Source organism: Campylobacter sp. 2014D-0259 (genome assembly GCF_008000505.1).
Classification (GTDB): Bacteria; Campylobacterota; Campylobacteria; order Campylobacterales; family Campylobacteraceae; genus Campylobacter_D; species Campylobacter_D jejuni.
In genome coordinates, this window is sequence record NZ_VOAQ01000002.1 from 40597 (window position 1) to 56380 (window position 15784).

Annotated in this window: 16 protein-coding genes; 4 read left to right on the forward strand and 12 right to left on the reverse strand. The window is 32.5% G+C overall.

Annotated features, from left to right (window positions below):
* Positions 1–6 precede the first annotated feature (6 nt).
* Positions 7–441 carry a CZB domain-containing protein gene (locus SR63_RS08715; protein ID WP_370651196.1) on the forward strand — a complete coding sequence of 145 codons (435 nt, stop codon included), beginning with the start codon at positions 7–9 and terminating at the stop codon, positions 439–441.
* Between the two features lie 41 nt (positions 442–482).
* On the opposite strand, the gene SR63_RS00250 is transcribed toward SR63_RS08715, so the two are convergent.
* The 5 genes from SR63_RS00250 to acpP form a co-directional block, all read right to left on the reverse strand.
* Positions 483–1070, reverse strand: coding sequence for an NUDIX domain-containing protein (locus tag SR63_RS00250; protein ID WP_002866995.1), 588 nt, complete (start codon positions 1068–1070; stop codon positions 483–485).
* An 82-nt stretch (positions 1071–1152) separates the two neighbouring features.
* Entirely contained in the window at positions 1153–3207 is a 2055-nt protein-coding gene (locus SR63_RS00255) for a TonB-dependent receptor domain-containing protein (protein ID WP_032603130.1), read from the reverse strand.
* Positions 3208–3358: 151 nt separating this feature from the next.
* On the reverse strand, positions 3359–4297 hold the full coding sequence (locus tag SR63_RS00260) for an acetyl-CoA carboxylase carboxyltransferase subunit alpha (RefSeq protein ID WP_002854780.1): 939 nt from the start codon (positions 4295–4297) through the stop codon (positions 3359–3361).
* Position 4298: 1 nt separating this feature from the next.
* Complete coding sequence (locus SR63_RS00265; protein ID WP_002866997.1) at positions 4299–5513, reverse strand: beta-ketoacyl-ACP synthase II; 1215 nt, start codon at positions 5511–5513, stop codon at positions 4299–4301.
* A gap of 25 nt (positions 5514–5538) precedes the next feature.
* Positions 5539–5772, reverse strand: coding sequence for an acyl carrier protein (acpP, locus tag SR63_RS00270; RefSeq protein WP_002854831.1), 234 nt, complete (start codon positions 5770–5772; stop codon positions 5539–5541).
* 109 nt (positions 5773–5881) lie between these two features.
* On the opposite strand from acpP, the gene tenA reads away from it, so the two are divergent.
* A complete protein-coding gene (gene tenA / locus SR63_RS00275; RefSeq protein ID WP_072238621.1) occupies positions 5882–6550 on the forward strand; it encodes a thiaminase II in 669 nt (222 codons plus the stop codon).
* 23 nt (positions 6551–6573) lie between these two features.
* On the opposite strand, the gene sdhE is transcribed toward tenA, so the two are convergent.
* The 7 genes from sdhE to gpmI form a co-directional block, all read right to left on the reverse strand.
* Entirely contained in the window at positions 6574–7431 is an 858-nt protein-coding gene (gene sdhE / locus SR63_RS00280) for an 8-methylmenaquinol:fumarate reductase membrane anchor subunit (protein WP_002866999.1), read from the reverse strand.
* Positions 7432–7434: 3 nt separating this feature from the next.
* Positions 7435–8400: an 8-methylmenaquinol:fumarate reductase iron-sulfur subunit gene (sdhB, locus tag SR63_RS00285; protein WP_002854950.1), complete on the reverse strand. Its 966-nt coding sequence runs from the start codon at positions 8398–8400 to the stop codon at positions 7435–7437.
* The gene (gene sdhA, locus SR63_RS00290; protein ID WP_002867001.1) at positions 8397–10232 is read right to left on the reverse strand and encodes an 8-methylmenaquinol:fumarate reductase flavoprotein subunit; all 1836 of its coding nucleotides are present in this window, start codon (positions 10230–10232) and stop codon (positions 8397–8399) included. The genes sdhB and sdhA overlap by 4 nt, the downstream gene beginning before the upstream one ends.
* Positions 10233–10567: 335 nt before the next feature.
* Positions 10568–10978, reverse strand: coding sequence for a pyridoxamine 5'-phosphate oxidase family protein (locus SR63_RS00295; protein ID WP_072238622.1), 411 nt, complete (start codon positions 10976–10978; stop codon positions 10568–10570).
* 6 nt (positions 10979–10984) lie between these two features.
* On the reverse strand, positions 10985–11728 hold the full coding sequence (fabG, locus tag SR63_RS00300) for a 3-oxoacyl-ACP reductase FabG (protein ID WP_002867003.1): 744 nt from the start codon (positions 11726–11728) through the stop codon (positions 10985–10987).
* Entirely contained in the window at positions 11718–11816 is a 99-nt protein-coding gene (locus SR63_RS08675) for a hypothetical protein (RefSeq protein ID WP_032603128.1), read from the reverse strand. The genes fabG and SR63_RS08675 overlap by 11 nt, the downstream gene beginning before the upstream one ends.
* Entirely contained in the window at positions 11800–13278 is a 1479-nt protein-coding gene (gpmI, locus tag SR63_RS00310) for a 2,3-bisphosphoglycerate-independent phosphoglycerate mutase (protein ID WP_002867004.1), read from the reverse strand. The genes SR63_RS08675 and gpmI overlap by 17 nt, the downstream gene beginning before the upstream one ends.
* Positions 13279–13357: 79 nt before the next feature.
* Between gpmI and mraY the strand changes: the two genes are divergently transcribed.
* Together mraY and murD are read left to right on the forward strand one after the other, a co-directional pair.
* Entirely contained in the window at positions 13358–14419 is a 1062-nt protein-coding gene (gene mraY, locus SR63_RS00315) for a phospho-N-acetylmuramoyl-pentapeptide-transferase (RefSeq protein ID WP_002867005.1), read from the forward strand.
* On the forward strand, positions 14419–15627 hold the full coding sequence (gene murD / locus SR63_RS00320; protein ID WP_002867006.1) for a UDP-N-acetylmuramoyl-L-alanine--D-glutamate ligase: 1209 nt from the start codon (positions 14419–14421) through the stop codon (positions 15625–15627). The genes mraY and murD overlap by 1 nt, the downstream gene beginning before the upstream one ends.
* The last annotated feature ends 157 nt before the right edge of the window (positions 15628–15784 follow it).

The following is a 15784-nucleotide window of genomic DNA, read 5'->3' on the forward strand; positions in this document are numbered from 1 at the left end:
CATATTATGAGTTTTTCCGAAAAATTTACCCACTTAGTAAATGAAGCGCATTCTACTAATTCAAATGCAGTTGGTATCGCTTCAGAAGCTTTCGTATCTTTAGCAAAACTAGATCATATAGCTTTTAAATTAAATGGTTATAAAGAAATTTTTTCCAAATCAGGAAAGCAATTAGCCGATCATACATCTTGTCGCTTAGGAAAATGGCTTGCTAGCACAGGAAAAGAAAGATTTGGGCAAAATAAAAGCTTCTTAAAAATTAACGAGCCACATGAAAAAGTTCATGAAAATATGAATAATGCTATAACAATAGCAAATACAGAAGATATTAGCAAAGATATTACTCAACACAGCATAATTAATAAATGCGAAGTTGCTGAAAATGCATCGCTTGATCTTTTCAATGTATTTAAAGAAATGCTTGATGAATCAGATCATTAAATCCTAGGTTGAACCTTTTTAAGGTTTAACCTAAATAATCTTTAATATTTTTCCCACTTCTCCTTTAAAAACCACATATAAGCAAAATCAAGCAAAGGCGTTCTTATTATATTTTTACATTTTTTTTCAAAATCCTGCACCTTAACATAAACAGCTTCAATCTCTTCATCATCAACTCCACCTCCTGAAGAAATTTTATCTTTTTCATCAACTTCTGCGAAATAAAAGCTTTGCTTGCTTACACCTGAACCAAACCCTGTATAAAAATCTCCTATTTTTTCTAAATTTTTAGGAGCATATCCTAGTTCTTCTATACATTCTTCTTTTGCTATTTCCTCTAAAGATAATTTTTTATCCACAAGCCCAGAACAAAGCTCTATAGTATAGCCCATATTATCATCTTTTACATAATCTTTATCATGCATTTGATGATACCAAAGTGGTATACGAAATTGGCGTACAAAAATAAAACTTTCTAATTCTTTATGATACAAAAGCACTGAAACACTATCTTTAGATTCTATAAAATCCCAAGTACAAAACTTACCATTACTTTCATAAGCAAATCTCTTAGGCTTAATATAATTTGATTTTTCAAAAGAAAGTTCTTTTAAATTTTTAAACGCCATAATAAAACCTTTTATTTATTTTTCACATTGTACTTTATTTTTGCTTTTTTGAAAATATAAAGGTAATTAAAGCCTTAAAAAATTAAAAATCATATTTATAACTCAACCAAAAACTCCTTCCTTCTGTATAGTCTTGATAACGATTTGCATATCCAGCAGGATTGGCTCCAGCCCATTTAGTAACTTGCGGATCAAAGAAATTTTTATCAAAAAGATTTTGTACTACAAAACTTAAGCTAGATTGCTTATTGATTTTATAATTTATCCCTAAATCTACTATATAAAAAGGCTTATATTTTTGCCATGGCAAACTACCATTACCGCCACCTTTTGCTTTGGCTATAGTATCAAGTCTTGCTCGTGTTTTTATATAGGAGCTAAATTTACCTCGCTCATAGTTTAATTTTAACATTGCTATATGCCTTGGTAAATTCTCTATTCTATCACCACCAAACCAATTTTTTTGACCATCTTTGTAGCGATTATCCATAAAAGTATAACTTGAATTTAGGCTAAAGCCATTGTAAGTTTTGGTATTAAATGCAAATTCTATACCTTTAGTCTGTGTTTTTCCAAGATTAATAGGACGCGTACAAACAGTGCCATTGCTACAATTAATACCATTTTGCATACCTGTTAAATCTTCACTACTGATTTGATTTGTAAAATCAGTAATAAATCCTGTGATAGAATAATGTGCAAAATCAAATATCCTAAAATCAACACCCAATTCATAATTTATACTTTCTTCTGGTTTTAAGTCAGGGTTTCCAAAATAAGCATTGTCATTGCTATAATTATAATATCCATTTGTCAACTCCTTAGCAGCAGGAGTTTTATAGCCTTTTGAAACACCTCCTTTAAAGGCTATATTATCATTTAAGTGATAAACCAAATAAACCCTAGGCGTAAATTCAGAATCAAACAAATCGCTATAAATATAACGCAAACCTGTAGTAAAAATCAAATCATCTGTTATAAAATACTCATTTTCCCCATAAAGCGCAACCGTGGTTTGATCAAGATTTTTACCTCTTATTTGACTACCTGCGCTTGCTTGATCATTTTTTAACATCTCATAATCAATCCTTGCACCAAAGGTATTTACTAAATTACCGTATTGACCTAAATTCCAAGGTAAAACAACCTTACCTTCTCCTACCCAAATTTGGCTATGCAGCTCCTTATCCTTAGTGCTACCATATTGTAAATATGAGTTAGTTGAACCAAAATCATAGTTACCATCATGATTTAAAACAATATTATCCTTAAAAAGTTGTCTTTCACTTTTAATAGCCCTACTACTTGTAGAATTCACTGAAATTTCATTAATATATCGTTCTATATCAAAATATATATTATTTTTATCATCTACTGTCCAATTAAGCCTAGAACCAAAACCTAAACTAGTAAAAGCACCTGGACTATGGCTAGCAATTTGATAATTATCAGGTCTTTGTTGACTATTATTCCAAACCGGTGTAGGCCATTTTAAATCAGAAGCTGCCTTATCATAATACTTCAACCTTGCAGAAATTGATAATGTATCTTCAATCAAAGGAGTTGCTACATAAGCATTAAATCCCCCAGCATTGCCATAGTGATTAGAGTGCTGTTGCAAAAGAGTGTTAAATTCTATATTCGCCTCAGTCTTATCAGGATTTTTCTTAGTGATAATATTTATCACACCGCCTACAGCATCACTGCCATAAAGCGTAGAAGCTGGACCACGTATAACCTCAATACGCTCTATCATAGATAAAGGTGGAAGATAACCTGACTCACTGCCACTAAAGCCATTATCATAAAATCCATTTGCAACACTTTGACGTTTTCCATCAATTAAAACTAGAGTATAAGAACTACCAAAACCTCGTATGCTAAAATCATAAGTGCCTGTTTTATTCATAGTCACATCTACACCTGGAATATCTCCTATAGCCTCCCCTATATCCTTAATTGGCTTTTTTTCAAGCTCTTCTTTTGTAATGATAGAAATACTAGCAGGCGCATCAACCAAATCTTGTTCAAAACCACTAGCACTAACCACAACATCATTAAGTTGATATTTTTCTTCTGCTTTTAACAAAGCTCCAGATAAAATTAAAAAACACAGTAAACTTTTTTTAAATTTCATATTTTTAATTTGAGTCAAATTAATTCCTTTAAAAATAATTATTTTGATATTTAAAATCATTTTTGAAGTATAAAAAAAGAATACTTTTAATTAACTTAATTTTGATAACAATTATAAATAATAAAATTATTTAAAAAAGCGAAGTAAAAGCCTAAGCCTCTTGATAGGCTCCAAGCTTTAAAATTTTCTGCATACGATTTGCAGAAAGTTCTCGTACGTCAATATTTTCAAGTTCATTTAGAGATTTTTTTACATAATCAGCAATAGCTACTGCTGCAGCTTCTTTATTGCGATGTGCACCATTTGTAGGCTCATCTATAACATCATCAATTAAACCTTGAGATTTTAAATCATCAGCCGTTACCTTCATAGCCTTGGTTGCAGCTTCACTTTTTGCAGGATCATTCCAAAGTATTGCAGCACAACCTTCAGGAGAAATTACTGAAAAAACAGAATTTTTCATCATTGCAAGTCTATCTGCAACCCCTATAGCTAACGCCCCGCCACTACCGCCTTCTCCGATAACTATAGCAATGGTCGGTATTTTCAAATCACTTAATTCATATAAATTTCTAGCGATAGCTTCACTTTGCCCTCTTTCTTCAGCACCTATTCCAGGATAAGCACCTGGAGTATCTATCAAAAATAAAATAGGAATTTGAAATTTCTCTGCAAGTCTTGCTACTCTTAAGGCTTTACGATATCCTTCAGGATGTGGCATCCCAAAATTTCTAGCGATTTTATCTTTTGTTCCACGTCCTTTTTGCTCACCAATTACAATTATTTTTTTCTCTCCTAAATAACCCATAAAACAAACAATAGCAGGATCATCTCTAAAGGCACGATCACCATGTATTTCGTGAGCGTCATTTAAAATAAGTTCAATATAGTCAAGAGCATAAGGGCGATCTGGATGACGCGCTAATTGCAAACGTTGAAAATCACTTAAATTCTTATAAGTTTTAGAAATTTCTTTTTCAAGATTTTTCTTTAAAATCGATACAGCTTCAGTATCTCCTTTAATCTGAGCATTGATAATATCCTCATCAATTTGCTGAATATTTTTTTCAAAATCTAAATAAGAAGCCATATTAATCTACTTTTTTAAATACAACACAGCCATTTGTGCCACCAAAACCAAAAGAATTACTCATCACCACTTTTAAATCTACTTTTCTTGATATATTTGGAACATAATCAAGATCACATTCATCATCTTTTACGAGCTGATTGATTGTAGGTGGAACTACCCCATCTCTTAAGGCCATAACACTAATAACTGCTTCAATTGCACCTGCGGCACCCAAGCAATGACCTGTTTGTCCTTTGGTGGAACTTATAAGCGGGATATTATTGCCAAAAAGCTCTTTAATTGCTGCTGTTTCATTTTTGTCATTTACAGGGGTTGAAGTTCCATGTGCATTGATATAATCTACCTTTGGATTCCCTGCCATATTTAAAGCTTTTTTCATAGCTCTTAAAGGCCCATCTAAAGTTGGTGAAGTAATATGATGTGCATCTGCACTTTCTCCAAATCCAATTAATTCAGCATAAATTGTAGCACCGCGTTTTTTAGCCTCTTCATATTCCTCAAAAACTAAAGCTCCAGCACCTTCTCCCATGACAAAACCATCTCTTTCTTTGTCAAATGGTCTTGAAGCATGCTGTGGATCTTCATTTCTAGTTGATAAAGCTTTCATTGAAGCAAAACCACCTATACCCACAGGACAAATCGCAGCTTCTGCACCTATGACTAACATCTTTTTAGCATTTCCCAAAGCTATACTTTTATAAGCTTCTCCTATAGCATGAGTTCCTGCTGCACAAGCTGTAACACAAGAAATATTTGGCCCTTTAAGTCCATGCTCTATAGAAATCAAACCTCCTAACATATTTACAAGTGCTGAAGGTATGAAAAAAGGGGAAATTTTACGCGGACCTCGCTCGGAACAAATAATGGAATTTTTTTCTATGTTAGGCAAACCTCCGATACCAGCAGCCGAAACAATGCCAAATTCTTCTTTGTCTAATTCTTCGCTAAATCCAGCATCCTGCATTGCTTCTCTTGCTGCTTTAATTCCAAGTTGTATGAAACGGTCAATTTTTTTTACTTCTTTGCCATCAACAACCTCTAATGGATCAAAATTTTTAACTTCAGCTGCAATTTGAACAGGAAAGTCTGTGGCATCAAAAAGAGTAATTTTATTTACTCCGCTTTCTCCATTGCAAATTGCTTTAAATGAACTTTCTTTATCTAAACCAAGGGCATTGATCATGCCAATACCTGTAACTACAACTCTTTTCAAGAATAAGCTCCTTGCAAGAAAAAAATTATTTTTTTAGATTGTCAATATAATTTACAACATCTTCAATTTTAATTAATTTTTCAGCATCACTATCTGGAATTTCTACTTCAAATTTTTCTTCTAAAGCCATAATAAGCTCTACAACATCTAAAGAATCAGCACCTAAATCTTCAATAATTTTTGATTCCATTTTAACTGCATCTGCATCAATACTTAATTGCTCTACTACTACTGCTTTTACATCATCAAATGTTGCCATTTGCTCTCCTTCAAAAAATTAAAATAAAGCGTATTTTACTATAAAAAGCTTAAAATATTTATAGTTTTTCATTATACTTGAAAATAAAATATTAAAACATAAAGGAAAAATGATGCTTTTCTCTAATTTAATCAAAGAAAATCAAAAAATTTGGAATGCTTATCTACATCATGATTTTGTTAAAAAATTGGAAGATAAAAGCCTAAAGCAAGAAAATTTTCTTTTTTATCTCAAGCAAGATTATATTTATTTGCTTAATTACGCAAAATGTTATGCAAGATTAGCACTTAACTCAAATACCGCAAAAGAACTTCGTTTTGCTATGAAATTTCAAAATTATATAGTTGAAGGAGAAATGGAGCTTCATCGTGCAATTTTATCTCTTGGCATTAATGCAGATGAACTCAATATAAAAGATGAAAGTTTAGTCAATATAGCCTATTCGCGTTATATGTTAAGCGTAGGTGAAAATGGAGATTTTTTAGATATGTTAGTTGCTCTTAGTGCTTGCGCTATAGGCTATGCAAAAATAGGTGCTGAAATTATAAATCGTTTAAAAAATGAAAATTTAAAAGATCATCCTTACAAGGAATGGATTTTGACCTATGGAAGTGAAAATTTTCAAAATGAAGCTAAAGAATTTGAAGATTTTGTTAATTCTTATACTTCAAGTGTTAGTGCACAAAAATTCCAAAAACTCAGCGAAATTTTTCATACTGCAACACGCTTGGAAGTGGCTTTTTGGGAGCATTCTTTAAGAATGGAATTAAATCTTTAAACATGGGCTTTTTGCCCATGTTTTTATGCAATTTTACTTGCATCAATAATATTATAATCTAAACCAACCATTTCTTTAGAAAGTCCTAATGCAAGTCCTACTAATTGTGATAAATGAATCATCGGCAATCTTGCTTTAGAACTAGTATAATCTTGAAATCTTTCTTGATAGATATCAAGCTGCATTTGACAAAGTGGACAAGGTGTTACAACACAATCAGCTTGATTTTCACTTGCATTATTGACAATTTGACTAGACATTTTTTTCACAGATTTTTCTGCAGGATAAGAAGCATGAAAACCACAACAATCAAGGCGTTTTTCAAAAGGAACTATTTTAGCCCCTAAAACTTCTACTACACTTTCAAAACTTTTTGGATTGGTTGAACTTTCTTTTTTACCGAAAGCATCTTCAGGTCTTAAACTATGGCAACCATAAAATAAAGCTACTTTTAAATTTGAAAGCGGCTTTTTCACCTTGCTTTTTAAATTATCCAAATCCTCATAAAGCTCCCACAAAAGACTTGTAATAGGCGTTGAACCTTGATATTTCATTCCACCTTGTGCTAAAAAAGTATTGATGCGTTCTTTTGCACCCTTATCAAGAGTATTTTTTGCTTTAGTTAAAGTTAGCATACAAGTACTACAAGTTGTAAGCATTGGCATTTTCATCTCTTCTGCTAAAGCAATATTTCTTGCATTAGCTACCAAAGTCGCAATAGGATCAACACACTGCGCTTGAGAAGCCCCACAACAACTCCACCCCTTAATTTCATTCAACTTCCAACCCAAAATAGGTGCAATAGCTTCAAGTGAAATTTTAGATTCTTTTGCAGCTTGAGATAAAACACAACCTGGAAAAAAAGCGTATTCTTTTTGCATATTTTACTCCTTAACAGCAGCTTCTTGTGCCGCCTTTATCATTTTAACCAAATCTTTATGTCCTTCTATTTCATCCTCGCCAAAAACATGCATAGGATTCATTTTTCCTGCACGCATAAGTTTAAAAGCTATATCTGTTTTACCCATAGAACCTATAACACCCTCAGAACGCAAAGCAAGATAAATTTCATTCAAGCGTCCTGAACCTTCAACTAAATCTTTATAAAAAGCTTCAGCATGATCAGGCCCTAAGCCTTCATTTAAACCTTTTTTAATCGCCATCACTCTTAAATTTGCTATATCACTTACTGAACTTATACCCTTTGGACAACGATCAGCGCACTCTTGACAATGAACACAAAGCCAAAGTCCATTCATTACGCTGGGTTTTACATGCAACATAGGATCCTTACCTCGAGAGTCTGCCGCTGCACGCCAAGCATGAGTAAAAACAAAAGGTTGCATATAATCGCTACTATCTGCTTCTAATTTATTACACTCTGAAGCACAGCTACCACATAAAATACAATCCCATTGCTTGCTAATACGATCAAATTCTTCTTGACTTTGTTTACAGCCCTTTTCCGCTGAAAATTCATTTTTTGCCACCATGGCAGGACGAATTTTTCTTAAATTTTCTATAGAAGGCTCCCAATCCACAATTAAATCAGAAATTACTCTAAAATTTCCAAGCGGAGAAATGCGTATACTTGAAGGATTATCATATTCTTTTAACAAATCTTGCATTTTAGTATCACAAGCAAGATAAGAATGCCCATTCACACGAACTGCACAAGCCCCACAAATCGCAGATTGACAAGAGGCGGTAAAATTTAAAGTAATATCTTTTGTTTTTTTAATAAAAAGCAAAAGAGAGAGCAGAGTTTTTCCTTGTATATCCTTATCATCAATATCATAACTTTGTTCATATTTTTCCTTGCCATTAAAACGATCTATGATGATTTTCATTGTACTCTCCTTCCATCAAGTGAAAACTCAGTTACCACGACATCTTTATAACTAAGTTTTAATTCATCATTTTCTAAATTTACAATGCTATGTTTTAAGAAATTTTTATCATCTCGCTTTGGATAATCTTCTCTAGTATGAGCCCCACGACTTTCAAGTCTATTTCTAGCTGCTAAACAAGCACAGCGAGAAAGTAAAATCAAATTACCAAGCTCTACATAATCTGTAAAAGCAGTATTCATCACTTCATTAGGATTTGGAATACGAATTTTTTCATATCTTGCTTGTATATCTTCTAAATTTTTTGCTAGAAGATCGAGTTTTTCTTGAGTTCTAAAAATCCCCATATTATCCCAATTTTGACTTCCTAGCTCTTCTCGCAATTCATACATTTCTTGACCATTTCCGCCATTATTTGTAATTTCTTTAAATCTAGCCTGCCATTTTTGAGCAAGTTCATGAGTTTTTGCCCCTTTTCCAAAACTTGCATCTTTGGCATAATTTGTCGCACCAATGCCTGCTAAATGCCCAGTTACAACTGCATCGGCTAAAGAATTTCCCCCTAGTCTATTGGCTCCATGTATAGAAATACAAGAAGCTTCTCCACCTACATAAATTCCAGCAATTTTAGTACTCATATCTTCAAATTTAGCCACTTCAATTCCACCCATAGAATAATGTGCCGTTGGACGGATAGGTACAGGAGTATCCACTAAATCAATATTTTCAAAAAGCATTGCAGTGTGACGAATTTTTGGTAAATCTTTTAAAATTTTTTCTTTTCCTAAGTGGCGTACATCGCACAAAACATAAGCTCCAAGTCCCTCGCCATAACCTCTACCTTCGCGAATTTCTGTTTCTATAGCACGCGCAACTACATCTCGCGGGGCAAGCTCCATTTTTTCATGGTAATTTTTCATAAAACGCTCACCACGATTATTTAAAAGATATCCCCCTTCACCGCGCGCCGCTTCTGTAATAAGAGTTCCACCATTTGCAACTCCTGTTGGGTGAAATTGTATCATCTCAGGATCTTCAAAACCAAGTCCTGCTCTAAGAGCAGCTGCCACACCATCTCCTGTGGCAATAAAAGGAGTTGAAGTTCTATTATAAAATATCCTTGTGTATCCCCCTGTAGCAATCACCAAAGCTTTGCATAATACAGGATAAATTCCACCGCTTTGTATATCTCTTAAAACGACACCCTCGCATTTTCCATCCATAACACCTATATCCAAAAGTTCATGATCCATTAAAAATTTCACACCACTACTAATAGCATCATCTAAACAAGAATGCATTAAAATATGACCTGTTTTATCTGCAGAATAATTACAGCGTTTCTTAGAAGCTCCTCCCATTAAACGCTGAGCTACTCCACCTTGCTCATTTCTTGAAAACAAGGTTCCTATAAAATCCATATTAAAAATAGCCTTTCCAGCTAATTCACAAAATTTTAAAGCCGCGTCTTGATCTACCAAATAAGCTCCGCCTTTGATAGTATCATAAGCATGTAATTTATAGGAATCTCCATTAGAAAAATCAGTAACTCCATTAATTCCACCCTCTGCCATACAAGTTGCGTTACGCGATGGCATCATCTTTGTAGCTACTACAACGCTTAATTTTGGATTTTCTTTTCTCACTGCGGCTGCAGCACGCAAACCTGCTCCACCTGATCCAATTACCAAAACATCACAAGAAGGTAAATTTGTATCTTTATCCATCTTAGATGAATCATCTAAGGCATAAACTCCACTTGAACTTGCAGCTAAAGCTCCTACACTAATACAGGCTGTTTTTATAAAATCTCTTCTAGAAAATTCACCCATATCATTCTCCTTATTTAAAAAATTAATAATAATTTTTAATGTAAGTCAATCTTACATAACCGCATGCCAAAAATCCAAAAACAAACTCTCCTTTCAATATAAAATGGATTAAAAATAAATTTATAATTTAATAAATATAAAAAAGCATAAGATAAGCAATCAAAGAAGATAGATGAATATAATAAAATAAATATTAAAAATTTTTGCAATATATCATAATCTATTCCTTGCAAATTAAACGGAATGATTATACCTTAAAAAAATAACAAAAAGTTAATATTAATTAAGATAATATTTATCTTAATTAATATATAGTTAATAAAATTATCAAATCATTAAGCCTTAAAAAGCTTAAATTCTCCATTCATAAATTGCATTCTAGCGCTTAAATGATCAAGATAAAAAACTTCAAATTTTGGATTTTGCGGAGTTTCATAAAGATTTACAAGATAAGGATATTTTTCAAACATCATTTTTTTAACTTCTAAATTTGGTTCAAAAACCGCATTAGCCCTAAGTCTTAAAAAAGTCCCATCTTTTGCACAAGAACAAAATTCAATACCATTATAATTTTTTATATGCTTAAAAAGTCCTTTTGTATTTGCTGTGCAAAAATAAATTTTATCTCTCACAAGCAATGGACTTTGTATAGGACGCACTCTAGGATTTCCACAAGTTCCTAAAGTGGCTAAAAATGCTGGTACATTATCATCTAAAAATTGTGCTATTTCTTTTAAATCCATCATTTTTCCTTACATATATAAACCACCATTGATCTTAAGCACATCGCCTGTCACATAAGAGGCATAATCACTAAGTAAAAACGCTACACAATTAGCCACTTCTTCAGGTTCTGCAAAGCGTTTTAAAGGGATATTGTCTTGATAGGTTTGTTTGATTTCATCACTTAAAACTTCAGTCATATCGCTTTTTATGAAACCTGGAGTTACACAGTTAAAGCGTAAATTTCTACTTGCTCCTTCTTTAGCAAAAGATTTAGTCATAGCTATCATTCCACCTTTACTGGCAGAATAATTTACTTGTCCAGCATTGCCCATTTCTCCGACAATAGAAGCGATATTTACAACAGCACCAAAGCGTTTTTTACTCATGGTTTTTAAAGCTTCTCTACAACCTAAAAAAGCTGAACTTAAATTTGTATCCACAACACTGCTAAAGTCCTCTAATTTCATTCTTAAAGCAAGTTTATCATTTGTAACGCCTGCGTTATTTACAAGATAACCTAACTCTCCATCGCTCTCCACTATGGTTTTTACACCATTTTCAAACTCATCTTCTTTGCTTGCATCAAATTTAATCACAGCAGCAACGCCACCACTTGCAATAATTTCATCTTTTAAAGCATCTGCAAGTTCAGGTTTTGAACGATAATTGATCCAAACTTTAAGTCCAAAACCCGCCAAAGTTTTTGCAATAGAAGCACCTATTCCCTTACTTGCTCCGGTAATTAAAACATTTTTTCCGCTAAATTTCATTATCTATCCTTAATAAGTTTAATTTTAAAAATTGCAATCTTAACAAATTTCTTATAAAAAAGGCAAACAAACTAAAACAAAGCCTCATTCATTTCTTTTGGAATTTCTAAGTCTAAAATTTTAAGCACACTTGCAGCGATATTGCTAAGCCCCATATTATCTTTAATCTTTGAAACTCCCTTTGCTTGCACAAAAACAAAAACATCAAAAGTAGTGTGATTGGTAAGCAAATTTCCTTTTTCATCTTGCATAGCTTCGCAATTTCCATGATCGCTTGTAATGATAAAAGCATAATCATGCTTTTTTGCACATTCTACAATCTCGCCCAAACAAGTATCCACCGCTTCAACAGCCTTTATAGCAGCATTAAAATCACCTGTATGCCCAACCATATCTCCATTTGCAAAATTTACCACTATAAAATCCTCACCCTTTTCTATGCCTTTTTTCACTGCATCACACACTTCAAAAGCACTCATTTGGGGTTTTTCATCATAAGTTTTTACCTTGGGGCTTGGGATTAAAACCCTTGTTTCATTTTCTAAAAGCTCTTCTTTTCCGCCATTAAAAAAGAAAGTTACATGGGCATATTTTTCGGTTTCTGCGGTATGAAGCTGACTAAGCCCTGCTTTAGAAATCACTTGGGCTAAAGTATTTTCAATTTTTTCTTTTTCAAAAAGCACAGGGAGTTTAAATTTATCATCATAAACACTCATAGTAAGTAAATTTTCAAAGATTTTTTCGCGTTCAAACTCTTTAAAATCCTTAGAATTTAACACTTCAACAAGTTGTTTCATTCTATCATTTCTAAAATTGATAAAGATAATGCCATCTTCTTCTCTCATGCCCTTGTAATTCTCATTTTGAGCTGCTTTGATAAACTCATCAGTAACATTTTCATCGTAAGATTTTTGTAGGTATTCTAATAAATTTGGCACTTTATAAGCCTTACCTAACAAGCACTCATAATACTCTTTTACCCTATCCCAACGCTTATCTCTATCCATAGCATAAAAACGCCCACAAAGCGTAGCAAAATGCACGCCTAAGTTTTCACAAAATTCTTTTAAATCTTTTATGAAATTTAAGCCACTTTTTGGACTTACATCACGCCCATCAGTGATTGCGTGAGCAAAAACTTCATTGCCATTTTTCGCACAAATTTCAAGCATGGCTTTAAAATGCGTATCCATAGAATGCACCCCGCCATCACTATAAAGCCCTATAATATGCACTCTTTTACATTTTGCTAAAAGTTTTTGTAAATTCTCATTTTTTTCAAGTTCTTTGTTTTCAATGGCTTTATTAATACGCACTAAATTTTGATAAATAATACGCCCACTTCCTATACACATATGCCCTACTTCACTATTTCCCATCTGCCCTTCTGGCAAACCTACAGCTAAACCACTCGTTTTTAGTAAAGAATTTGGGACTTCCTTAAAAAGCTTTTCATAACTTGGTTTTTTAGCTGCTTCAAAAGCATTAAACTTACTATTCTTATTATACCCTATTCCATCTGTAATAATTAAAACGCATTTTTGCTTCATTTTTCTCTCTTTTATAAGAATTTTTTTGGTTAGATTTTACTAAAATTAAACTTTTAAAAACCAAAAAGAAGGCTAGGTTTTGTATTATCTTTCAGATTTAAGTCATTATGCTTTTTTTACTTATATTAGTGTGCGTGCAGGATTTGCATTTTTTATCGCTTTATGTTTATCTTTATTTTTAATGCCTAAATTTATTACTTGGGCAAAAGCTAAAAATGCTAGTCAACCTATTTACGAATACGCCCCAGAAACTCATAAAACCAAATGCCATACTCCAACCATGGGTGGGCTTATTTTCATCAGTTCTGCAGTAATCGCAAGTTTATTTTGTATCAAATTTGATAATATTTTTGCTATAAGTGCTTTACTTTGTTTGATACTTTTTTGTTTAATAGGACTCATAGATGATTTAGGCAAAGTTCTAAAAAAAGATAATCATTCAGGACTTAGTCCAAGAATGAAGCTTTTAGCACAAATCATCGCTGGACTTATTTGCATCTTACCTTTATATTTTAGTTCAGAGCTTAGCACGGAACTTTTTATACCTTTTTACAAACACCCTCTTTTTGATATGGAAATTTTTGCCATTGTTTTTTGGATTTTGGTTTTAATTTCTAGCTCTAATGCTGTAAATTTAACCGATGGACTTGATGGCTTAGCTACAGTTCCAAGTATTTTTTCTTTATCTACTTTAGGGATATTCTTATATTTGAGCGGAAATTTAAATTATAGTGAATATTTACTTTTGCCAAAAATTCAAGGACTTGGTGAAGTAGTGATTATTTGTGCTGCATTAATCGGTGCTTTAATGGGATTTTTATGGTACAACTGTTATCCTGCGCAGGTTTTTATGGGGGATAGCGGGAGTTTAGCTTTAGGTGGATTCATAGGATTTTTAGCTATCATTAGCAAAAATGAAATTTTACTTTTACTCATAGGTTTTGTTTTTGTTCTTGAAACTGTTTCTGTAATTTTACAAGTTGGAAGTTTTAAAATTTTTAATAAAAGAGTATTTAAAATGGCACCTATTCATCATCATTTTGAAAAAGTTGGCTGGGTAGAAAATAAAATTATAGTGCGTTTTTGGATGATAGCCTTACTTTCAAATTTACTTGCACTTGCATCAATAAAGCTAAGATAATGAAAATTTCACTTTTTGGATACGGAAAAACCACACGCGCTATTGCTGAAAATTTGGTAGATAAATTTGGGCCTTTTGATATCTATGATGATCATTTTACAGAAACAAAAAAAGATACACTAGGAAATTTACTTTTAAATCCTAATGATTTTGATGATAATTTAAGCGATATTGAAATTCCTAGTCCAGGTTTTCCACCAAAGCACAAACTCATTCAAAAAGCAAAAAATTTACAAAGCGAATATGACTTTTTTTATGATATCATGCCAAAATCCGTTTGGATAAGCGGAACCAATGGCAAAACTACTACCACTCAAATGGCTACACATTTATTATCACACATTGGTGCTGTTATAGGTGGAAATGTTGGAACTCCTTTAGCAGAGCTTGATCCTTATGCAAAACTTTGGATACTTGAAACTTCATCTTTCACCCTACACTACACTCATAAAGCTAAACCTGAAATTTATGCACTTTTACCTATAAGTCCTGATCATCTTTCTTGGCATGGAAGTTTTGATAATTATGTTCAAGATAAGCTAAGCGTTTTAAAAAGAATGAATGAATGCGATGTAGTAATACTGCCTAAAATTTATGCAAATACTCCAACAAAAGCTCATAAAATAAGCTATAAAGATGAAAAAGATCTAGCTGTTAAATTTGGCATTGATACGGAAAAAATTTCCTTTAAAAGTCCTTTTTTACTCGATGCTATCATGGCTTTAGCTATAGAAAAAATTCTACTTGATACTTTAAGCTATGAGCTTTTAAATAGCTTTGTAATGGAAAAAAATAAACTTGAAGAGCTTAAAGACAGTCAAAATAGACTTTGGGTAAATGACACTAAAGCCACAAATGAAAGCGCGGTAATGGCTGCACTTAATCGCTATAAAGATAAAAAAATCCATCTTATCATAGGGGGAGATGATAAGGGTGTAGATCTTAGCAATTTATTTGATTTTATGAAAAATTTTAACATAGAACTCTATGCTATAGGTATTAGTACCGAAAAAATGCTTGATTATGCAAAAAAAGCGAATTTGAAAGCCTATAAATGTGAAGTTTTATCTAAAGCTGTAAATGAAATTTCAAATCACTTAAGAGTCAATGAAGTGGCTCTTTTAAGTCCCGCTTGCGCAAGTTTAGATCAGTTCAACTCTTACGTAGAGCGTGGAAAAGTCTTTAAAGAATGTGTGAATAAAATTTAATTTATTATACAATCCATACAAATATATTAAACCTTCCAAACCCTAAAAACACCCTATTCTCTCTAAAAACCCTAACCAGCAGCAAACTCTTTTTTAAACACTATTTCAAACACCATCTAAAACAACAATAAAAATAAACATAGGATTTATATATAAA